This window comes from Pseudorhodoplanes sp., assembly GCF_059499825.1.
Window position 1 is genome coordinate 63,017 of record NZ_JCABZI010000020.1, and the last position, 19,870, is coordinate 82,886.

A 19,870-nucleotide genomic window follows, 5' to 3' on the forward strand; every position below is an offset into this window, starting at 1 on the left:
CTCAGCGACGCTGCGCCGGCGCTGGCTGTTTTTGCGTGCGGGCGATACTCGGACTCGTCGTGCCGGTGCCAGGGTTCACGCCGACGGCGTCAAAGGCCTCGTTGAAGATGCAGAGCACCTCGCTGCCGCGGCGCAGCCGGAACTCCCGCGCGGTCGCATGCACCACAACGACCTCGCCACGCACGTCCTTGGGCACGAGGCTTTCCGCGCCGTCCGACCCGACAATGTAGATCCCAGGCACCTCGCGATTGCCGGCGAAGCGGAAGCTCGTGACTTTGCCGTCGTCGAAGACGCCATCGGGTTCGAGGTCGGCCGGACCTTGCGCCGAAAACCGCCAGTTACGCGCGCCATATTGCTGGTGGAGATCAAACGTCTGGTCGATGACCGCGCCTTCGCGCTGCTGGCCGCGCGCCTCGGTTTCGGCGCGACGACGATCGGCCTCGTCGGACGGATAGGAGAACTTCACCACGAAGTAGCTCTCCTTCAGCGAGGCTTCCGTGATCGAAAGCTCGAACTGGTAGGAGCGCTTGCGGCCGTCGCGGCGCGTCGTCACGACCTGCAGATTGGTGGGGGGATGCTTTTCGCGGGGTTTGAGGAACAGGATCGAGCCGGCCGGCGCGACCTCCCAGGCGATCGAGTCGCCGATCGCGACATGGGCGATCTCCTCATCCTCGGCGAAAATCACCTGCGTGGATGCCCGGATGACGCCGTTGACCTTGACGACATTGGCAGGGTCATAGGCGACGAAGCGCACGCGCTCGTCGCGCGCGCCGGCGGTGGGAAGTTGCAGGGCAAGCGATGGCAGTCCAAGGCCGAGAGCCAAGAGCAGTCCGCACCCGATTGCGATGACGCGACGGCTCATGGGGCGACCTCCGGATCGGCGCGGTATTCCGAGACGAGGAAGCCGAGCGGGTTGATCAAGCGATCGGTCGATGAGACCGGCGCGTTGACATAGGCGAAGGTCAGCGTTGCGATCCAATGCGTGATCTTGATCTCCTCGCCCTTGCGGCTCTCTTTCAAAAAGCGGACGGAGGCGAGGTTATCGGCGAGCAGCGAGATCGCCTTGATCCGCACCTCGGCGACACCGAAGCGGCCATGCAGCACCTGCGGGCTCTCCGGATTCGAGCCGCGGTAGACGGCGGCAAAGCGCGCCTGCTCGGCCGGCGATGACAGCAACGCCACGGTCTGGAAATTGCTAGCGGCCTCGGCCTGGCTAAAACCTTCGCGCGAGCGGACATAGCGCCCCAAAAAATACTTGGTCACCGCCTCGTCGTAGCTGCGCGGCGATGTCCCGAGCGCGGCGACCGTCTCGACGATGCCGGTAGCATTGTCGACGCGGATGACGAAGGGCTCGACGGTCTTCAGCGGCGCCAGCGCCGCGACCGCGCCGACGGCGGCCGTCGCGAGCACGCAAGCCCCGGTCGCGACGAACCAGGCCAGCCGCTTCGAGCGCTGCGCCGTCAGCAGGAGATCCTGTTCCCAGCGCCGGGCATTGTCGAAGTAATCCTTCAGATCGTCAGGCCTAACCATGGCGCGTCGCCTCGCTGCAGGATCGGAACGAACGCGTGATGTCGAAGGTGGACCAGGCCGTGGCAGCCCGCTCGATGCCACGAGCAGGCAGCTCTGGCTGGGCCTGGCCAAGCCGTTTGACGGCAGGCGCATCAGGTTGCGGCGAAGCTGGAGGCGTGGCTTCCCAGTCCCAGAGCGATCGGTTGAGCGGGCGCTTGGCCGAGCCGTCACAGGACGGCGCGCCCTTGCTCCAGCCGGCGCAGCCCGTCACCATCGTGGCCAGCACAAGACTGGCGATCACGCGACAATTCATCGAGACAAATCCTTCTCGGCATCCTTGCGCGGATGCGGTTGTTCCTGGTGTGAAAGGGACGTTCAGACGCGTCTGATCTCGCCGCCCTGTCGTCGCTCGCGGATTCTTGCTGCCGTGCGGCTCGCCGCGGTTCGCGCGCCGGCATAAGCGCCAACGGCGGCCGAGGCTGCGTTCGCGGTGATGGCGCTGGTGACGATGCGTGCTGCGAGCGAGGCGCCGCCGCCGGCAAGGCCGCCCGCGATGGCGGGAAGCTGCAAAGCGATATATGCGGCGAGACCGAGTACGGCGCTGATCGCGACAGCGCCAACGATGATCGCGCCGCCGGACGCGGCATCAGCACCATATTTCTCGACGAAGCCCTGGACCGAAGTGAGCATCAAGCCGACAAGAGCGACAACGAGCACATGCAGGATCAGGAAGTTAGCAACCTGACGTGTCCAAGCCTCAGCAAAGGGCCGCGTCGCGTCGAACAGCGCCAAAGCGATGAAGATTGGCCCGAGCGCGATGACAATCGCCAAGCCAACCTTCGCGTAGAGCAGGATCGCGAACTGCAGAAAGCCTGAAACGGCCGTGAAGACGAGAAGGATCGCGGCGATCAAAGCTGGCGCAATGTCCGTGAGACCTGCTCGATCATAAATCTTTTGGGCGACCTCGATTCCCTTGTTCAACAGCTTGTCGAAGGGCGCACCCGAGTTGGCATCAAGGGCCGAACCCGCAAGAGCGTTTCCAATCTCCTTTGGCAGCGACGTGAAGAAGAGGTCGGTGACGTATTGCTGGAATGAAGTCGCATTCGATGCGAGGAGCACGATCAGGACGAGCCTCATCGCTCGCCAGGCAAACTCTTGGATCGGCTCGGCGATCGCGCCGCGCATGACCGCAAAACCGTACAGCACGACATAGAGGAGGACAGCGACCCGTAGCGGTCCATCGACGAAGGTCGCGAGGTTCGAGACAGACGTCGACACGAAAGTCGTGATCGGCTGCTCGAACTCTTTCAGGAACTCGTCGAAGACGTTGATCGCCATTTCAATTGCTCGCGCGCTGCAGGGCAGCCTCTCGACCCCAGATCATCACCTTGCGATTGGCTTCCTCAGCATTGCGGCAGGTGGCATCGGACTTCAGGTCGCCAGGATTGGCTCGGCAGCGCGCCAGTGCAGCTTCGTGATCGGATGCGTTCGCGAGGAAGAAGGGCACGTCACGGATCGACGCCGGCTTCGCGTGCTCGGCGTGCTCGTCGCCACAGCCGGAGAGAGCGATCGTCAAGAAGGCGGCAACCAGAGGCCGGCTCATTGGAGAGCAGCCTTCATTTCATCGACCAACTGGCGGCGGCGTTCCTCCGCTCGCTGGCCGTCCATGTCGCCGCGCGCCTGCTGCACCATGGCGAGCCCCTGCATGCGCAGCACCTCGTTCTGCAGCAGCGCCTGCTCCGCCTGAATGCGCGCGGAGAGATCCAGCACATCCTTGGCGTCCTTGGACGCGGTGATCTTCTGGCGAAGCTCTTCCAGCCCATCGATGCGCTTGGAGGCGGTGTCGTAGACGCTCTGACCGATCGAATGCTTCGCGCCGGTCTGACGCGCGATGCGGTCGAGTTCGGTGCGATAGAACGAGTTCGCGTCGCCGCCTTGGTAGGCGCGGTTCTGATCGAGATAGCGATCGACCGTGCCGGTCAGCGACCCGCCGCCGCCCGAGACGAGCTTCTCGATCTCGCCGAACTCCTTCGGCAGATGCTTCCGGAACTCCTCGCTGCTCAGGAGAGAGGCGATGTCGTTGACGTCAGTCAGCTTGTTGAAGCTCTCGTAGAGTTGCTTGGCCTGCGTGAGCTGCGCCTCCATCGTCTTGATCTGCTCGGTCAGCTTGCCGATCTGCTCGACATGCTTTGCGATTGCGCCGGCGTCGAATACCGGCACGCCCTGCTGCGCGAAACCATGTGCGGGCAGTCCAGCCAGTGCTCCGGCAATCAGGAGGCGAGACACTTTCATCGATCGATCTTTCTCTCGGCATGGAAGCGGGGCAGGAACACTGCGGGGTCGTCGCCGACCTCGGCGCGGATGCGGTCGAGCAGCTCGACGGTCTCGGTGCGGCCCGACAGCACGGCGAGCGTGTCATCCATTCCGCCAAGGTCGAGTTCGGCGACGACGGAGTGACCGTTCTGCTTGACCAGGAAGCGCCGGCTCTCGGCCGACAGCTCTTCCTTGATCAGCCGGAACTCGGTCTCGGTCAGGTGGAAACCGTCGACATAGTCCGAGCGCGTACCGCGGGGGTTCGGCATGAATATTTGCGTTGGGCATTGCTCGACGATGGTGTGGGCGATCGGGGACGCCAGTGCGTCGCGCGGCGACTGCGTCCCAAAAACCATGACGCCGTTCTGCTTGCGGATGGTTTTGAGCTTGTCGTTTGCCAACGCGCGAAAGGCGTCGTCGCCGAGCGCTTTCCAGAACTCGTCGATGTCTATGATGATGCGACGGCCGTCGATGAGCTGCTCGACGCGATGGAACAGCACCATCATCAGCGGCGTGCGCACGCTCGCATGGTCGAGCACATCGGTCATGTCGAAGCCGATGAAGCTGGCGTCGAGCGCGATCGCGTCTTCCTCGGCATCGAGGACCCAACCGAGAGGTGCGCCATGGCACCAGCGTTCGAGCCTCGCGCCGATCCCTTCGCGATCCTGCTGCCCGAGAAAGGCGCGCAGCGCCGACAGCGAGCGCTCCTGGCGCGGCAGAGCCCGCATCGCCTCGAGGCTGGAATCGATTCGCTCCTCGTCGACGACGGAGAGCGCCCTGCCCTCGACCGTGACGAGCGTGCGGATGAGCTCGCCGAGGAAAGCAAGATTGGCCGGTGTCAGCTCAAGGGCCTTCAACGGCGCGCAGCCGGTCGAGACGCCGTTCTTCAGCGTGAGGTAGGTTCCACCCGACGCGCGGACGAAGATTTCGGCGCCGCGATCCTTGTCGAACATGACGCGTTGGCAGCCGAACTTTTCCGCCTGGGCGAGCAGGAAATTCTGCAGCACGGTTTTGCCGGAGCCCGACGGCCCGCAGATGAAGGCATTGCCGAGATCATCGGCATGGAATGAAAAATGATAGGGCGAGCCGGACGCCGTCTTCAGCATCGCGACGGACGGACCCCAATGATTACCAGTGGCTTTCCCGGCCGGATGGCTATGGAAGGGCGACAGCGCCGCAAGATTGCGAGATGTGATCGCGCCAGACCGTGCCCGATGCTTGAACAGGCCTGGCATTTGCGCCCAGTAAGCCGCCTCGAGCCCCAGATCTTCACGCGCGACGACCGCGCCGGCTTCGGCCAGCACGCGACGCGCTTGCGCCATCGTCTCCAGCAGAGCCTTCGGGTTTTCCGCCCGCACCAGCAGCGACAGATGATGGTCGCCCATGACGAAGCGGTTGGATTCGAGATCATCCAGCGCGTCGTTGAGGTCGTCGATCTGGGAAGCGGCGACGTCCTGGGTCGAGACGAGCTGGTTCTGCTTGCGCGTCAGAACCGTTTTCGCGTCGGCCTTCGACAGGAAGGCGAAGCTTTGCGACAGCACGAACTCGAACGGGGCCGAGAGCAGACCGTTCAGCATTCCCGGCTTGGTCGAGGCCGGGTATTCCTTCAGCCCGAACATGCCCGAATAGAGCGAGCCGCCGGCGGCCCGGATCTCGATGGCCTCGCGACCAAAGATGACGCGGTTGGTGTAGATCGCCGAGCCGACACGTCCTTGCGGCAAGGCCGTCGGAATATCCTCACTGGAGGCCAGCAGATGTAAAAGCCGCATCGGCTCCGAGAACAGCAGACCATCATGCGCGGCGAGGCCGAGCTGTGTCGCGCCGTAGCGGCCAAACGCGGCCGTGATGTCGCGAGCGGCATCGTTCAGCCGCTTGAGCGCGACAGCATCGATCTCCCCTCCCCCGCGGCGCGCTTGGCCGAGGCGTGAGACGAATCCGGCAGCGGCCTCTGCGCGATCGCGGCCGGGATGGGCGATGATGGTCAGGTAGAGTTCGTTGCGAAACAGCTTCGTGCCCTGAAGCGCTTCGCGATAGCCGTCATCGAGATCGCGCGCGAAGCCAGAGGAAAACTCGCCTTCGGGATAGCCGGTATCCCGCCGCCGGATCAGATGCGTCCAGATCGCGAGCCGATCGTCTGCGAGATTGCGCAGTGTGAGATTGAGTTTGGCGTGCAGATCGTTGAGGTCGCAGATATCGGCGGTCTCGAAGGCGATACCGTCGAGGCGGATCGTCGTCATCAGCGCGCGGGTCGAGAGGCTGATGACGGTCTCGGTTACATGCCGGACATAAGGCAGATGAACGTCGGGTTCGATCTCGCGAGCCATCAGGCGGGCGGCGTCAGCCATGCGCGACCTCGCGAGGCTTGAAGCGGCGCACGAGGCGCAAGGGCGTCGGCGACGACCCGCCCCAAAACGCGCCGTTGCGCGAGCGGCCGCGGGTCTCCAGCCAGGCGACGAGCAGCCGGAACTGGTTTGGATCATGCCGGCAGATTGCGCGGCAGATCAGGTGGATCGGCAGGGCGATCAGCCCATAGACGATCGAACCCGCCATCAGGAACAGGATGCAGGACGCCATCACATTGATGGCCATTGCCTCCATCGTCACGCCCGCGATCATCGCAGGGCGCGTGCAGGCGAGGAACAGGGTGTCCTCGGTCAGGCGCTCGGGCTCGCTCGTCATCGTCTCGAGCCTACTTGCCGCCAGTGAGCGTCGAGACGACTTCGGACGCGCCGAAGACGATGGCGACGCCGAGCACGACATAGGCCGCCTTGCGCAGATCGAGATAGCCGAACATCCAGGCGATGCCGACGATTATGACGGCGAGCGTCGCAAGCAGGCGCGCGACATTGCCGGTCAGCATCGTAACGATGTTTTGCAGCACGCCTTCGATGTTGGCGGTCTGCGCCAAAGCGGGTTCGACGGCGAAAAGAACGAGCGTAGTCGTCACGAGGGCTGGCGCGGCGAGTGTTCGGATTGACGGGGGCATTAGTGGTCTCCAGGCAAGCGTCTTCGACGCCGACATCGCGTGCGGTCGGGAAAAAGGAATTGGGTCGGGCTAGTGGCTGTAGATCAGCAGCGAGGAGCCGCGCTGCGCGCCATAGACGCTCCAGGACGGCGGGTCTTTCGCGGACGCGATCTCCTCGTCAGGGCCGGCTGGCTTTGTCTCACGACCCGAAATCGTGTCGGGCTTGGCTGCGGCTACAGGGGACGCTGCGGTCCGACCGGCTTTGAATGACGTTCTGGCTCTTTCGCTCGCGGCGTCATCGTCGAGGCCGCTCGACACGAGCAGCGCCTTCCGTTCTTGAAATACGCGGCCGACGCCGGCGATGTGTTCGCACGGGTCGAATGCGGCAGCGATGGTGAGCCCGGCCGCTTTTAGATCGGCAACATCGAGCTGAGCCAAACCGATCCGGACCGGTTGTCCTGCCGCGGCCGCTTCGCTGGTGAGTGCGATGGCCTCAGGTTTCGTATCGGCCAGAACCCGGATCGGCCGCTTGCCCGCGATTGTGACAAGCAAGGGCTCGAACTCGCTCGCTTGGCGCATGATCGCGGCAACTGGCCGCGCCAGCGTTGGCGCGGTGCAGCGGTCGATCAATGTCGTAATGTCGGCGGCCTCCATCAGAACCGTACCCGCGTACTGACGCCGTCGGCTCCGGTCACGTCGATGAAGTTAGGTTGGGCGCGATGGCGAACCGCCTGAATGTCATGCGGCTGGCAAACGTCGTCAGCGCGGCCGCAATCGCGAACCGGCTTGCTCGAAACACAGGCCGGTTGACTGGCGCCATCGCGCCCAAGCTTGCGCAGAACATAGCCATCCTGGCATGGCTCATACGGGTCGTAGCCGATCGGCGAGGCGCTCGATCCCGCACCTGAGCAGGTCGGAAATGCCCCTCCCCGCTTCAGATGAGACCAGAGGCGCGTCACGGGCGGGACGCAAGCCGCGTATTGCGTCGGTCCGCCCGGGTTGGCGAGGCACAGCAGGACCGTGCAGCCCCAGTCGTCGGCGCGAGCAGCGCCGGCCGAGAGGCCAATAAGTCCGGCGGCAAAAAGTGCGGGTTTGATCATCTTCGCAGCCATCACGCCGCCAGCGGCAGCTGGAATTCGATCGGAAGCACCGGCGCTGTTAGGCCGCCATTGCGTCGAACCGCCGCGAGCGCATCCTGCTCGATCGGCAGCAAACCTGCGACCGCAACGGTCGATCCGATGCGCCGCGGCGCGCCGAGACGCTCAAGCGTCCACCCGCCCCGACGCAAAATGCGCTCCATGCGCAGATCGGTCACGGTCGCGATCGACGCCACGCCCCGCGCCTCGCCCCATTCGAGCATGGCGGCAAGCAGCACGAACGTCGCCTGCCGCAAGCCGCCATCGGTTATAGCGTTGGTCGCTTCGGTATCGACGCAGAAGCGCGAGCTTTCGGCGATGAGGCTGGAGCGCGGCGCCGGACCGCCGTCGAGCAGCTCCGGAAACGTGTCCGCCAGCATGTTCGGTCCTGTCGTCGGCAGCAACCGCACGCAGCCCAGGACAGCACCGCGATCGGCGACGACCAGGTAGCCCGCATCCAACGTGTCGTAGCGATCCATCTCGAGATCGCCGGTGGTCGAGACAGACCAGTCGAGCCGGTCCTTGAACACTTTTCGCCGCAGCCGATGCATGCCCATCAGCAGCGAGATGTTGGCGCCATATCCGGCGCGGCTCAATTCGACGACCTGCATGGCCACCTCCGAATCGCGTTGATCTGGCCGCCAATCAATCAGAGGCGTGCTCGAGCCGAACCTGTCAGATCTGACAGGGTGGATTCTCTCTAAGGTTGTGGCCGCTCTCTCGCCACATCTTCCCGGCAAAGGCGGTCGGCATTGATCGCATGAGGATCGTCAGGCGCGTGAAGCAAGGCGCCGCAACACAGAGGAGAGCCGATGAAGTCGGTGGAAATGGCCTATCAGGAGTTGGTCGACGGGCTGCATTCGTCGGGCGCCGAAGCAGAGTTCGGGCGCGTCGGCCAACGTGTCGCCGAAAGCATGGGCTTCCGGTACTTCGCCTATCTCGGCTTTGGCGAAGCCGATCCAGTCTTGATCTCGTCCTATCCCAAGCGCTGGAGCGAGCATTACTTCTCGGAAACCTACCAGGACGTCGATCCGGTGGTTGCGTTTGCCCGAAGCGGACGCTCGACATTGCAGTGGACCCGTGAGGCCGCGCGACGGTCTCCGCTGCGCGCTCAGAAGCGGCTCTTCGATGACGCCGACGAGTTCGGCATCCGCCATGGCGTCTCGGTCGCGATCGCCGGCGGCTTCAATCGGTTCGCCGCCTTCACGTTCGCGGTCGACGAAGTCAGCTCAGCCCACGGAAGGATGGTCACTGAAGCCAACGACATCGTGCAGTTAATCGGACTGACCTTCCACGCTCACGCCGATGCGAAGCTAAGGCTGCGGTCGCCGCCCAACGAAGCTTCGCCTCTGACCCAGCGCGAGCGGCAATGCCTCGCATGGGCCGCGCGCGGAAAATCCATGGAGTCGACCGCGAAAATAGTGAGTATCACGCCGCGGGCGGTGAAGTTCCACCTCGACAACGCAAGGGCAAACCTCGGGGCCGAGACCTTGCCGCAGGCGGTCGCGATCGCGCTGCGTGAAAAGACGATAACGTGAAACTCGGCAGGTCGCTGGGCAGCGGGTCAGGTTTGCTGTCGGCGGCGCGAGTCGAAAGTGTCTTCCCGAAAGCTCACGATTTGGGGCGCTTGGGGTTGTCGTGGCCCATTTTCTGAATGGCTGTCTCTGACAGATCATTGATGCGCGAAGATCGATCAGAATTCGCTTAATTAGCTGATTTTGCTAGAGGAACGCAGAAGCAAACTGCTTTTCGCGTCGCCAGGCAGCCCCGTGTGTTAAGATTCTGTTAACCTCATTTTTGTTGTGCGAGCGAGAGAATCGGACATACTGGCGCCAAATCGGCAAAAGATGCCGAATTGGCGCTATTTGGTCGGGCATCCGAAATATGAACGCTCTCGCTCCGTTCGAGTTTGACGATAAAATTCTCCAACAGGGTGCCGAGATCTCGCGCAAGCTAAATCAACTTCGCCTGGAGAAATTTCCGCCTAACGCCCAGAAGACGCTGAGGCGTTTCCCCATGGCTGAGGTTGCCCACTATCTCGGCGTCAGTCCCAACAATCTCAAGCGCCTGCATCTCGAAGGCAAAGGGCCGGAGCCTTCGACTGGGGCCGGCGGGCGCCGCTTCTATACCGCCGAACAAATGCTCGATCTGCGGCATTATCTCGACAAGAACGGCCGATCCGAGGTCAAAAAATACGTCCCTCACCGTAAGCCAGGTGAGAAGTTGCAGGTCATCGCCGTCGTCAACTTCAAGGGCGGCTCAGGCAAGACCACTACGGCGGCGCATCTCGCGCAGCACCTCGCCCTGACTGGGCATAGGATCCTCGCTGTCGACCTCGATCCGCAAGCTTCATTGTCGGCGTTGTATGGATTTCAGCCGGAGCTCGACAAGAACCCGTCGCTTTATGACGCGATCCGCTACGACGATCAGCGAAAATCCATTCGGGACGTTATCCTGGAGACGAATTTCCCGTCACTGGACGTTATTCCTGCAAACCTTGAGCTTCAAGAATACGAGTATGACACGCCCTTAGCGATGCAGAATTCTGCAGAGGGCAAGCGCTTCTTCACGCGCTTCGGCAATGCGCTAAAAGAGGTCGATTCCTCCTATGACGTCGTCGTCGTCGATTGCCCGCCCCAGCTTGGCTACCTGACGTTGACGGCGCTGATCGCCGCGACATCTGTGCTCATCACAGTTCATCCGCAGATGCTGGATCTCATGTCGATGAGCCAATTCCTGCTGATGCTGGGAAATATCGCCAAGACGATCAAGGACGCCGGCGCCGAGGTTCGCATGGACTGGCTGCGCTATCTGATCACCCGCTTCGAGCCGACGGACGTGCCGCAGGTCGAGATGCTCGGCCTCATGCAGAGCATGCTCGCGGCGGAAATGCTGAAGGCACAGATGGTGAAGTCGACCGCGATCTCGGATGCCGGCTTGACGAAGCAGACGCTCTATGAGGTGGAACGCGCGAACTTCACGCGCGAGACCTACGATCGCGCAATCGAATGCATGGATGCGGTCAATTTCGAAGTGCAAGGGCTCATTCATCAGGCATGGGGGCGGCTGTGATGTTGACCGCCGTAAAAATCGCTAAAAACAGGTTCTATTCCAATGGCATGCGCCTGATGAGGAGGCTGCGGAGTGGCTCGTAAAAATCCCTTCGCAAATTTGCTGGCCAAGGATGCTCCTTCTGAGGAGCAGCCCGCGCTCGACTATGCGGTCAAGGGTGCGTCAAAATCCTTCCTGAATTCGCTTAACGAGATCACAGCGCGCGCCGACAGGCTCATGGAAGGCGAGCCCATAGTCGAACTCGATCCCGATATCGTCGATCCCTCTTTCGTCAAAGATCGTCTCGAGGAGAACGAGCAGGACTTTAATGAGATCCTGGAAGCTATCCGCGCGCGCGGACAGGACAGCCCGATTCTGGTGCGCCCTCACCCGGCCTCGAGCGACCGCTATATGGTGGTCTTCGGCCATCGCCGCCTGAAAGTCGCCAAGCTCCTGGGGCGCAAGGTCCGGGCCGTCATCAAGGAGATGAAGGACCGGGAACATGTCATTGCCCAAGGTCAGGAGAATTCGGCACGCGCGAATCTCTCCTTCATCGAGAAAGCGTTATATGCGTCCGAACTGGCGAAGCTGCGTTATGACGATGACAACGCCATCGTCATAACCGCTCTCGCCCTGGACAGATCGACCCTTTCGAAGATGCTCGCCGTTGCGGGCCTTCCAGAGAAGGTGCTGCGGGCAATCGGACCAGCGAAGGGCATCGGCCGCGATCGCTGGTATGAGCTGAAGCTACTGCTCGAACGCCCATCTCAATACGATGCGGCTATTGCCGTGATCGAAGGCGAAGGCTTTGCGGAACTCCCCACCGAAGAGCGCTTCGCTGTGGTCGAACGCCGTCTGAAGGCCAAACAGAGCCGCAGCCGCAGCGAGCCTGACAGGCAAAGTTGGGCACCGCGCGACGGGGCAATCGCGGCGGAGATGCTAGCCGAGGGGCGAAAATTCACTCTGGCCATCAAGGCCAAAGGACCGGATGCCAAGGCGTTCGGCCGTTATTTGTCCGATAATCTGGATCGTCTTTACGATGATTTCAGACGTCGGGCGGGTGCAACCACAAACGGAGATTAGCCCGCAAAAGAAAAAGGCCCCCGAAACGACGTTCCGGAAGCCCTTCTCTGTGTCCTAAGCAAACACAGAATCGCACTTCCACGAATCACCGTCAAGAGTCTCGTGTGAGATTCAGCGCCGTTTCGGCGAGCGGATTTCTTTTGCCCCGAACGAGGCAAAGAAATGGAACCACGACTCTCGACGACGCCCTTTGGGCGGCGATCGCTGACGCTCGCCCATGTGGCGAGCCAGGCGAGCGCGAAAACCCGGCTGCCTGAAAAGGCGGTCCACAAATGGAATATCTTCCGGGCGATCTGCACGGCCAAAAATCTACTCGGCGTACCCGAGCGAGCTCTGGCCGTTCTGGACGCCTTGCTCTCCTTCCACCCCGAGACGGTCCTCACCGGCGAAGGCCTCGTCGTCTTTCCGTCGAACCACCAGCTCGGCCTGCGGGCGCATGGCATGCCGATCGCGACGCTCAGGCGTCATCTGGCAACCTTGGTCGATGCCGGCCTGATCGTCCGGCGAGACAGCCCCAACGGCAAGCGTTATGCCCGTAAGGGCAGGGGAGGGGAGATCGAGTTCGCCTTCGGTTTCGACCTGGCGCCGCTCGTGGTGCGGTCGGAAGAGTTCGAGGCCCTGGCGGCCGAGGTCGAGGCCGAAGCCCGGGCGGTGCGCCTCGTGCGCGAGCGCATCACGATCTGCCGGCGCGACATCGCCAAGATGATCGCGACGGGGATCGAAGAGGGCGTCCCGGCGCAACTTGCAGGGCAGGGGCCGGCCGACTGGGCCGAGATCCACCAGCTCTATCGCGGGATCATGGCGCGGATTCCGCGCAGCGCGACGCGCCTGGCCCTCGAGCCGATCGCCGACGAGCTTTCATTGCTCGCTGACGCAATCCTCAACCTGCTGGAAGCTCACATCAAATCTCAGAATATGAGCGGCAATGAGTCTCAGAATGAGCGTCACATACAGAATTCAAATCCAGACTCCCTTCCTGATCTTGAACCTCGCTTTCCAGAAAGCAGGGGGGCTGGTTTGGAGATTGTGCCGGAACCGAAGCGGGTGCCGGAAGGATCGTTCCCGTTGGGCATGGTTTTGGACGCCTGTCCCGACCTGATCGATTACTCGAAGGGCGGAATTGCGAACTGGCGCGACTTTTTGGCGACGGTTGCTGTCGTCAGGCCGATGCTGGGGATTAGTCCGAGCGCCTGGGAGGAAGCGATCGGCGTCATGGACGAAGTTCCCGCTTCGATCGTCGTGGCGGCGATCCTGCAGCGTGGCGAGGCGATTTCCAGCGCCGGCGGTTATCTGCGTGAGCTGACGCGAAAGGCGCAAGCGGCCGAGTTTTCGCTCGGGCCGATGCTGATGGCGCTGATCAGCAGCCGACGGCGTGAAAGGAAGCGGGCGTGAGGTGATGTAACGCAGTCACGCTCAAGCGAGATGTCTTGTTGGCGCCGGTCAAGGCCTTGCAGAAGCCGTTGCGAGGACTTGAGATGATCGGCACGGCAAGGCCGTCCCGCGCGATCTCACCGTGCTGTTATCCGGTCGTTACGCAGCACTCGGCGGACGCTCGCCGCGAGAACGAGCGGCCAATCTGGCTCGGATCGCGCAGCATATGGCCGTGTCGAGCTCGAGCAGGAAAGGGGTATCGGTCCGGTCCGCGCCGCGGAGGTCGAGCGTTGGCTGGCAGGGCATGCCGCTGAGGTGTTCGGTCTCAACGATCGCTGTCGTCGAATTGCTAGCGGTCAACGCAGATCAAGCAGTCGGCGTGGAGTCCAGATGATGGACTTAGCTTCCGTCCGGCGACCATGAAGCGTGACAAGCAACGAGCCTGGCGGTCTCCGCGGTCGAAAATCGGGTTCAGATCTGAGGTCACCATATTCCCTGTCACAATCGTCGCTTCCTTTGAGGCAAGGCTTTCGGCATGATCTGATTGTGTGTTGGATGGTGTCGGGGCATGGACCAGCGTCGAATATCGGAAGCAGTCGAGGCCGCTGCGAGGGCCTTGCATGAGTCCATCCGTGAGCCCCGTCAGTTTCGGTGGGAGACGATGGCGGAGCAATGGCGCGTCGAGATGCGCTCCTATGTTCGCCCGGCCGTCTTGGCAGCCCTGAGGGCCTCGGATGAGGTTGCGGCACGGTCTCACGATCGACGTGTGGTGGCCGTTCGGCCGCGCTTGGAAATGGTTTCTCGAAAGACGTGACGCTCAAGTTTACCACAGGCCTGTTTCAGAGCGCGGAGCATCGAACGCGACTGAGCGTCTGGCGATTTTTACGATGACGGATCGGACCTTTTGCCCGGCGACGATGTGTCCCCTGTTTGCTATTGACGGCTCGAGCTGGAGCGGCGCGCGCAATGCTCGCTGTGAGCGCAGCGAATGCCGCTGGTTCGACGGTCGGATCTGCCAAGCCGGCCGGGTAGCGAGTGGAGAGGTTGCGCAGGCGGCAGGCGACGATGCGGCGGCGCCAGTTCAATTGTCCTCGTGCCGCTGAATGCACCTGGCAACAGGAATCGCCGGGCGGGCTATGTGCGCCGCGCCGGGCGCTGGCACATGGTCTTGATCCACGAGGCTGCCGGTAGGCGGTATAGGAGTCAGATCGCCAGTCGCGCGGCTTTTCCAAGCGCTTGGTCGGCGTCGTTGTAATAGCGGGCGGCCTGCTGGATGGAGCGATGCTGCGACTGGCGCATGGCGGCGGGCAGGGCGACGCCGGCGCGGGCGGCTTCAGTGAGATATCCTGAGCGCAGCCCATGGGCGGAAAACTCCGCCGGGTCGAGCCCGGCCATGGCGCAGCGACGTTTCAGGATCAGATTGACGGCCTGGGGCGTCAGCGCGCGATCGTCGATCGCCTCCCAGCGGTCGATCGCCCGGAACACCGCGCCCTTCTTGACCTCCGCTCGCTCGATCCACTCGCGCAATGCCAGGACGGGAGGTCCGATCAGCAGCACCCGGGAATCATCGTCGTCGGCCTGGCCGATCTTTGTTCGGCCGAGCGCGATCGCCGTGCAGGGCAGGCGTGGGGAGTTGGGATCATCGGGATCGAGCGGCACGTCGCCTTCGTCGGAAAGCTGCTCCAGCCGCAGCTGCGCGACCTCGCTGCGCCGGCGCCCGCCTGACGCAAAAGCGACGAGCAGGATCGCGAGATCGCGCGTGTCGGCGAGCCGGTCGGACTGGCAGGTCGCGATCAGCCGGTCGAGGACATCGCGGGTGACCGCCCGCCTGCTTTTGCGCCGGCGCGGTTTTGCGCTGGCCCGGACGGCAAGACGCACACTCGTGCGGATCGCCGGGGTGCCGAGCGGGCTTTCCAATCCTTTCCAGCGATGCAGCGTCGCCCAATGCGCCAGGCGCCGTTTGACGGTGGAGCTGGCGTGCGGGCCTTCGGCTCGCAGATGGCCGCCGGCGCGCAGCGCAGCCTCGACATCGGCCGGCATGCCGTGGGCGGCATCCTCGCTGCGCCGTGCGGGATCCCAGAGGTGATGGGCGATGAACTTTAGCACCAAACCCTCCGGCGCCGGCCAGGACAGGGCCGACCCCGTCGAAGCGAGCGACCAGGCTTCGAGATAAGCCAGGTCGGAAGCCAAGGCGCGCAGCGAGCTTTCACCCATGCCCTCGCGGGCGAGATGGCGCAGAGTCTCGACGTCGTCGTCGGTCAGGATGGTCGCCAGCTTGTCGCGGCGCTCCAGCGGCAAAATGCCGGCGAGCGCGTCGAGCTGGAAGGCGCGTCGCGTTTCGGGCTCGGCCGAGAGCAGGGGTGTCGTAGCCATGGCTACTCCTAGCGCCATTCGCGAATGCCGATTTCGTCGACCGGAAGCCCGACCGACGGCGATTCCGGCGTTCCGTAGCGCTAGAATCGCCGATTTCCGGTACCATGTCCATCACTATCGATAAGAGGTACTTACCGTGAGTGATGAGTACTCACTCTTTGGTGTCGATGTGAAACAAATGAATAGCTATTTGGGTTGGGTATGATAGATTTTTAGGGGTGAATTCAAACCGCTATGATATTTCTCGCGTGCAGCGTCAACTCCTGGTTTCGGACTGCGCCGCAGCCTCCGAGACCGCTGCGATCGCGCTCGCCCGTTTTGACGAGCGCTTGCTCCGGGCCAAGCCGATGCTGGCCGAAGGCGCGCGCCAGCGCAGCCACGCTTTTGAGGCGCAGGCGCTGATCGGCCTCACCGGCGGCCTGTGCCCGCTCGAGGATCTCATCCTGCACGATGCCGGCATGGACGTGCGCAGCCCGACGCGGGAGATAGCCAGGGCCGCCGCCATGCTGGACGAGCGCCGGCGCCTGGCGCGGCGCGAGCCGGCCGATATCCTAAGCCACGGGACCTTGCGGCAGCGGCTCGGCATCGAGGGACCGGCAGACCCAGATCGGATGGATAGGGTGATGACGACAGCGGTGGCCCCGAATTACGTCGCGGCGCCATGGGATCGAAACGGCCGGGAGGACGATGCTGAGGACCAAGCTGATGAGGATGACCTGGACCAGGTGGACGAGGCTAATCTCGCCGATCCGGTCTTCGCCGAGATCGACGCGCTCTTGGTGCGTACCCGGAAAAAACTCGACGCCTGGAACGACCTTTCTTCCGACGAGGGCCGCAAGAGCCTGACCCTGCGCGATCCCGGCTATGACGCCGCCGGGCGGTTTGCGCGCTGGCTCGCCATTCTGGAGGAGGGCAGGGTACTGCCAGCAACCCTTGCGGCCGCACTCGCGCTAGATGCCTGGCTTTGGCTCGAGCCGTCCGAGCACTCCGGCGAGCTCGGTTTTGCGCTGGCTGCGACCGGTTTACGGGAACGGGGGCTGGCGGCCGCGCATCTGCCGACGGTTGGGCTTGGGCTGAGGCGGGGGAGGTTTCGGTGGAGCCAGCACCAAGCGCTTGGCGTCCGGATCGTTGGGCTGCTCGGCGCTTTCAGTGAGGCAGCCGCGTTCGGGCAGGCCGACCTCGATCGGCTGTCGCTGGCGCGGGAACTCATGCTGCGGAAGTGTGAGGGGAGGCGGGGGAATTCGAAACTACCGGAGCTGGTCGAGCTGTTCGTCGCGTCACCACTGGTGACCGTGCAACTGGCGGCGGCGCGGTTGCAGGTCTCGCCGCAGGCGGTCGAGGTGATGCTGAAGGAGCTCGGCGGCAGCCTGCCGCGCGAACTCACCGGCCGGAAGCGCTACCGGGCCTGGGGGATTATATAGATTGTCCTCCCGCTGCTATAGCGGGGAGACGGCGGCTCATCATGCCGCCAGTAGGAACGCAGCTCATTTTGCCTCCTTGCGTCGGGGCGCCGAGCTCGAAACCCTCGGCGAGCACACCCAAATCGCCTCGAAGAAGGGCTGCCAGATTATGATCGAGGGCCCGGCCATGTGCTGCACAAGATCAAGATCAACATGGACAAGCAGCTCAAGGAATGCGGCGAGGCACCGTTCTACACGCTCCACTGACCACCGGCATCGCGCCGGGCTACGACCACATCACCTCGTGCATCGGCGCCGCCATGATCGGCTGGTTCGGCTGCTCCATGCTGTGCTACGTGACGCCGAAGGAGCATCTCGGCCTGCCAACCGCGACGACGTCAAGGTCGGCGTCATCACCTACAAGATCATCGACGCTCGCCATCCATGAGATTGAGGCGCTCGAAAAATACGCGATTGCGACGCTTGGCGTCGGTCAGAAGTTTTCCGTAATCGATCACTTCGAAGTAGATGCCGTGATTTGAATGAAATCCGTAATATGACTGGCCGTCGGGGGTGCCTTTTGCGTCGCGATCCACCAATGTCTCACGCATTTTCGGCGTGATGTCGCAAATCACGTAGGCAAATGCGGGGATCTTTTCGTTCGCGACAGGAATTGGTCTACCCCGTTCAGTTTTAAACTGACCACTGCGTATGGCTTGAATCTGATCGAGAACTTGCTTGAGTGGGTTCTCCATATCGCTGTAGTCGTCGCGCTGCGGACGTTTGAACTCGACAACAGAGATGCTGCTGATCGGAGCCCCATCGCCAGCCCCCTCGGCAAAAGCGATCTTGCGGTCGAAAATGAACAGGTCCGGTCGCTTCTTCGAGTCAGACTGGAAATTATCATGAGAATTCAAGGGCTTGTCTGAGGCTATGAACGAATGAAAATTTAGACGCTCGTCGATCATCCATAAATTCTGTTGTGAATATAGAACATCTTCGTCATTTGATCTCATTGGAAATACAATATTATGTACAGCTTCTTCGAGAGGATATTTATGTGTTTTTCTATCTGATGAAAGCGCCTTCTCAAATAACTCGATAATGATCTTCCGGTGCATGACGTATTGAGCCAGCGCTGACAAACCGAGTTCGTTCGACTGCTCCATAAACTCCGCGAGGCGCTGCCTATACTGCTCGTAATTGTCTTGCTTTGCAGCCTCTGTGAGGATGCGAGACCCCTCGCGCTTTAGGGTCACTTCCCGGCGATGTAATTCCCTGTGCAGGGCCAGTTCGATATCGATTTTCGACGCGTTCGGCGAGATTGAACCGATAAAACTGTCCAGATATCGCAGCATGGGCTTGTACTGCGGGGCTTCGGCGCGGACATAGGCGATCACGCGCTCGGCCTTGCCCTTGTTCAAATTGTCAATCAGATCGAATAGATCGCGTTCGACATACTCGACGCATTTTTCCCGGATATCGGATCGGCGAAGTTCATCGTCGATTGTCAGCTCGATCTGAGCTTCATCGGCATCGTCTCTCATCTCGAAATCGGTGCGGAAGTTATTGACTTTGTCGTTCAGGTAATCGCCTTGGACAACAGCAAGATAGACGAAAGAATTTCCTTCTAAGTCATGGAGTCTGCCTGTCAAATTGGGAACGTATTGATCGAGCATTTCCGTGACGACGCCCCGGGAGTTCGCCGCATAGATCAATCGGTGCTTGGACGCGCGAGGTGCCGTCAACCGGAAGCCGTTAATTTGAAATTGTCTACCGGATAACTCGAAGCTTGCGCTGGTTGCAGCGCCGCCGAAGTAATCCCTAAAAACGCGATTTAAAGACAAGCGAAGCCCTTTGTCTTGAAGCTCCACCTCAGGACAGTCGGGCTGCATCAGCACGAGAATGAAATGCTCGGCGAGCCTCTGCGCCAGTTGCTCGACATTGCGCGGACATTCCTGCTGATACGGCGCGCGGAAGCCAGACAGTCGGACAGTGGTACCTTCGCTGCCTCCCTGCTCGATTTCGTGTGCCAGCGCGCTGGCCGGATCGTAGTCGAAGCCGAACCGGAAATCGCGCTCCCACAGGCCCGTCTCGCCATCGAGTTCACGCGTGCGAAAGACACTCCGGATGGTCACGGCATCGAAGGCCTTGAGCCACATGAATCGCCCGAGGCCTTTGCCACCGCGTTCGAACTTGTGTTCGGAGAAGGCCGTATTGAAGGATTCGAAATTGTCAGTCGTGAAGCCGATACCGGTGTCGGTTATTTGGAATCCCGTAATGGGCGGCTCCTCCTCATCGAAGAGGTCCGCCGCGCGCTCCACTACAATGACTATCCTGTGCGCGCGCTCGACTTGGAATTCCTGGATCGCCTGAAATGAGTTCATCACCGCTTCGAAGAGCGGCAGCAGTGCCTTCCATTTCGGGAGGTGCGTCTGCCTGATCTGGCCGCGCAAATTCGTGCGAAGCATGCCGGGAGGAAGGGGCGTCACCTGGTTCATTTCACATGCCAACCCTGGAGGAGGCGCTGGCATAGCAGATCGATGTCGGTGAGGCACCACCGACTCCGGGGACCTCGAATGCCAACGTCAGGTTTGGGAACGGGCTCTTGACGGCAGATATTCCGATGATCGAGCCCAAGGCGCAGGCGCCTGCGCGCCAAGCGGCCT

Annotated in this window: 20 protein-coding genes; 6 read left to right on the plus strand and 14 right to left on the minus strand. The window is 62.1% G+C overall.

All coding sequences use genetic code 11. The annotated features are described in order from the left end of the window. Window position 1 precedes the first annotated feature (1 nt). From virB9 to AC5I5I_RS24415, 12 genes are all read right to left on the minus strand, one after another. Complete coding sequence (gene virB9 / locus AC5I5I_RS24360; protein ID WP_495977484.1) at window positions 2–862, minus strand: P-type conjugative transfer protein VirB9; 861 nt, start codon at window positions 860–862, stop codon at window positions 2–4. Continuing rightward, the gene (locus AC5I5I_RS24365; RefSeq protein ID WP_495977486.1) at window positions 859–1,530 is read right to left on the minus strand and encodes a VirB8 family type IV secretion system protein; all 672 of its coding nucleotides are present in this window, start codon (window positions 1,528–1,530) and stop codon (window positions 859–861) included. The genes virB9 and AC5I5I_RS24365 overlap by 4 nt, the downstream gene beginning before the upstream one ends. Beyond that, the gene (locus tag AC5I5I_RS24370) at window positions 1,523–1,822 is read right to left on the minus strand and encodes a type IV secretion pathway protein (protein ID WP_495977488.1); all 300 of its coding nucleotides are present in this window, start codon (window positions 1,820–1,822) and stop codon (window positions 1,523–1,525) included. Before AC5I5I_RS24370 ends, AC5I5I_RS24365 begins: the two co-directional genes overlap by 8 nt. 62 nt (window positions 1,823–1,884) lie before the next feature. Then, window positions 1,885–2,847 carry a TrbL/VirB6 family protein gene (locus AC5I5I_RS24375; RefSeq protein WP_495977490.1) on the minus strand — a complete coding sequence of 321 codons (963 nt, stop codon included), beginning with the start codon at window positions 2,845–2,847 and terminating at the stop codon, window positions 1,885–1,887. A gap of 1 nt (window position 2,848) precedes the next feature. Next, window positions 2,849–3,112, minus strand: a complete 264-nt coding sequence (locus AC5I5I_RS24380) for an EexN family lipoprotein (protein ID WP_495977492.1) — start codon at window positions 3,110–3,112, stop codon at window positions 2,849–2,851. Next, window positions 3,109–3,801, minus strand: a complete 693-nt coding sequence (gene virB5 / locus AC5I5I_RS24385; protein ID WP_495977493.1) for a P-type DNA transfer protein VirB5 — start codon at window positions 3,799–3,801, stop codon at window positions 3,109–3,111. Before virB5 ends, AC5I5I_RS24380 begins: the two co-directional genes overlap by 4 nt. Further along, window positions 3,798–6,167, minus strand: coding sequence for a VirB4 family type IV secretion/conjugal transfer ATPase (locus AC5I5I_RS24390; RefSeq protein ID WP_495977495.1), 2,370 nt, complete (start codon window positions 6,165–6,167; stop codon window positions 3,798–3,800). Before AC5I5I_RS24390 ends, virB5 begins: the two co-directional genes overlap by 4 nt. After that, on the minus strand, window positions 6,160–6,501 hold the full coding sequence (locus AC5I5I_RS24395; RefSeq protein ID WP_495977497.1) for a VirB3 family type IV secretion system protein: 342 nt from the start codon (window positions 6,499–6,501) through the stop codon (window positions 6,160–6,162). Before AC5I5I_RS24395 ends, AC5I5I_RS24390 begins: the two co-directional genes overlap by 8 nt. Window positions 6,502–6,511: 10 nt before the next feature. Continuing rightward, window positions 6,512–6,808, minus strand: coding sequence for a TrbC/VirB2 family protein (locus AC5I5I_RS24400; protein ID WP_495977499.1), 297 nt, complete (start codon window positions 6,806–6,808; stop codon window positions 6,512–6,514). Between the two features lie 69 nt (window positions 6,809–6,877). Beyond that, entirely contained in the window at window positions 6,878–7,441 is a 564-nt protein-coding gene (locus tag AC5I5I_RS24405; RefSeq protein WP_495977501.1) for a type IV secretion protein, read from the minus strand. After that, window positions 7,441–7,899, minus strand: coding sequence for a hypothetical protein (locus AC5I5I_RS24410; RefSeq protein WP_495977503.1), 459 nt, complete (start codon window positions 7,897–7,899; stop codon window positions 7,441–7,443). The genes AC5I5I_RS24405 and AC5I5I_RS24410 overlap by 1 nt, the downstream gene beginning before the upstream one ends. Further along, complete coding sequence (locus AC5I5I_RS24415; protein ID WP_495977505.1) at window positions 7,899–8,534, minus strand: acyl-homoserine-lactone synthase; 636 nt, start codon at window positions 8,532–8,534, stop codon at window positions 7,899–7,901. Before AC5I5I_RS24415 ends, AC5I5I_RS24410 begins: the two co-directional genes overlap by 1 nt. Window positions 8,535–8,735: 201 nt before the next feature. On the opposite strand from AC5I5I_RS24415, the gene AC5I5I_RS24420 reads away from it, so the two are divergent. From AC5I5I_RS24420 to repC, 4 genes are all read left to right on the plus strand, one after another. Further along, window positions 8,736–9,461 carry a LuxR family transcriptional regulator gene (locus AC5I5I_RS24420; protein WP_495977507.1) on the plus strand — a complete coding sequence of 242 codons (726 nt, stop codon included), beginning with the start codon at window positions 8,736–8,738 and terminating at the stop codon, window positions 9,459–9,461. Between the two features lie 346 nt (window positions 9,462–9,807). After that, window positions 9,808–10,995: a plasmid partitioning protein RepA gene (gene repA / locus AC5I5I_RS24425; RefSeq protein WP_495977509.1), complete on the plus strand. Its 1,188-nt coding sequence runs from the start codon at window positions 9,808–9,810 to the stop codon at window positions 10,993–10,995. 72 nt (window positions 10,996–11,067) lie between these two features. After that, window positions 11,068–12,057, plus strand: a complete 990-nt coding sequence (repB, locus tag AC5I5I_RS24430) for a plasmid partitioning protein RepB (protein ID WP_495977511.1) — start codon at window positions 11,068–11,070, stop codon at window positions 12,055–12,057. A 162-nt stretch (window positions 12,058–12,219) separates the two neighbouring features. Further along, on the plus strand, window positions 12,220–13,449 hold the full coding sequence (gene repC, locus AC5I5I_RS24435) for a plasmid replication protein RepC (RefSeq protein ID WP_495977513.1): 1,230 nt from the start codon (window positions 12,220–12,222) through the stop codon (window positions 13,447–13,449). 1,182 nt (window positions 13,450–14,631) lie between these two features. Here the strand turns inward: repC and AC5I5I_RS24440 are convergent. Continuing rightward, the gene (locus AC5I5I_RS24440; protein ID WP_495977515.1) at window positions 14,632–15,801 is read right to left on the minus strand and encodes a tyrosine-type recombinase/integrase; all 1,170 of its coding nucleotides are present in this window, start codon (window positions 15,799–15,801) and stop codon (window positions 14,632–14,634) included. A gap of 218 nt (window positions 15,802–16,019) precedes the next feature. Between AC5I5I_RS24440 and AC5I5I_RS24445 the strand changes: the two genes are divergently transcribed. Beyond that, entirely contained in the window at window positions 16,020–17,222 is a 1,203-nt protein-coding gene (locus AC5I5I_RS24445) for an RHE_PE00001 family protein (RefSeq protein WP_495977517.1), read from the plus strand. 212 nt (window positions 17,223–17,434) lie between these two features. After that, on the plus strand, window positions 17,435–17,743 hold the full coding sequence (locus AC5I5I_RS24450; RefSeq protein WP_495977519.1) for a phosphomethylpyrimidine synthase ThiC: 309 nt from the start codon (window positions 17,435–17,437) through the stop codon (window positions 17,741–17,743). Here AC5I5I_RS24450 and AC5I5I_RS24455 read toward each other — a convergent pair. Further along, window positions 17,627–19,702 carry an ATP-binding protein gene (locus tag AC5I5I_RS24455; protein WP_495977521.1) on the minus strand — a complete coding sequence of 692 codons (2,076 nt, stop codon included), beginning with the start codon at window positions 19,700–19,702 and terminating at the stop codon, window positions 17,627–17,629. The genes AC5I5I_RS24450 and AC5I5I_RS24455 overlap by 117 nt on opposite strands. Window positions 19,703–19,870 lie beyond the last annotated feature (168 nt).

What these genes read in the sequence shown, in the direction of transcription:
- virB9 (WP_495977484.1), bottom strand. Translation starts at nt 862, where the DNA reads ATGAGCCGTCGCGTCATCGCAATCGGGTGCGGACTGCTCTTGGCTCTC.
- AC5I5I_RS24365 (WP_495977486.1), bottom strand. Translation starts at nt 1,530, where the DNA reads ATGGTTAGGCCTGACGATCTGAAGGATTACTTCGACAATGCCCGGCGC.
- AC5I5I_RS24370 (WP_495977488.1), bottom strand. Translation starts at nt 1,822, where the DNA reads ATGAATTGTCGCGTGATCGCCAGTCTTGTGCTGGCCACGATGGTGACG.
- AC5I5I_RS24375 (WP_495977490.1), bottom strand. Translation starts at nt 2,847, where the DNA reads ATGGCGATCAACGTCTTCGACGAGTTCCTGAAAGAGTTCGAGCAGCCG.
- AC5I5I_RS24380 (WP_495977492.1), bottom strand. Translation starts at nt 3,112, where the DNA reads ATGAGCCGGCCTCTGGTTGCCGCCTTCTTGACGATCGCTCTCTCCGGC.
- virB5 (WP_495977493.1), bottom strand. Translation starts at nt 3,801, where the DNA reads ATGAAAGTGTCTCGCCTCCTGATTGCCGGAGCACTGGCTGGACTGCCC.
- AC5I5I_RS24390 (WP_495977495.1), bottom strand. Translation starts at nt 6,167, where the DNA reads ATGGCTGACGCCGCCCGCCTGATGGCTCGCGAGATCGAACCCGACGTT.
- AC5I5I_RS24395 (WP_495977497.1), bottom strand. Translation starts at nt 6,501, where the DNA reads ATGACGAGCGAGCCCGAGCGCCTGACCGAGGACACCCTGTTCCTCGCC.
- AC5I5I_RS24400 (WP_495977499.1), bottom strand. Translation starts at nt 6,808, where the DNA reads ATGCCCCCGTCAATCCGAACACTCGCCGCGCCAGCCCTCGTGACGACT.
- AC5I5I_RS24405 (WP_495977501.1), bottom strand. Translation starts at nt 7,441, where the DNA reads ATGGAGGCCGCCGACATTACGACATTGATCGACCGCTGCACCGCGCCA.
- AC5I5I_RS24410 (WP_495977503.1), bottom strand. Translation starts at nt 7,899, where the DNA reads ATGGCTGCGAAGATGATCAAACCCGCACTTTTTGCCGCCGGACTTATT.
- AC5I5I_RS24415 (WP_495977505.1), bottom strand. Translation starts at nt 8,534, where the DNA reads ATGCAGGTCGTCGAATTGAGCCGCGCCGGATATGGCGCCAACATCTCG.
- AC5I5I_RS24420 (WP_495977507.1), top strand. Translation starts at nt 8,736, where the DNA reads ATGAAGTCGGTGGAAATGGCCTATCAGGAGTTGGTCGACGGGCTGCAT.
- repA (WP_495977509.1), top strand. Translation starts at nt 9,808, where the DNA reads ATGAACGCTCTCGCTCCGTTCGAGTTTGACGATAAAATTCTCCAACAG.
- repC (WP_495977513.1), top strand. Translation starts at nt 12,220, where the DNA reads ATGGAACCACGACTCTCGACGACGCCCTTTGGGCGGCGATCGCTGACG.
- AC5I5I_RS24440 (WP_495977515.1), bottom strand. Translation starts at nt 15,801, where the DNA reads ATGGCTACGACACCCCTGCTCTCGGCCGAGCCCGAAACGCGACGCGCC.
- AC5I5I_RS24450 (WP_495977519.1), top strand. Translation starts at nt 17,435, where the DNA reads ATGCGGCGAGGCACCGTTCTACACGCTCCACTGACCACCGGCATCGCG.
- AC5I5I_RS24455 (WP_495977521.1), bottom strand. Translation starts at nt 19,702, where the DNA reads ATGAACCAGGTGACGCCCCTTCCTCCCGGCATGCTTCGCACGAATTTG.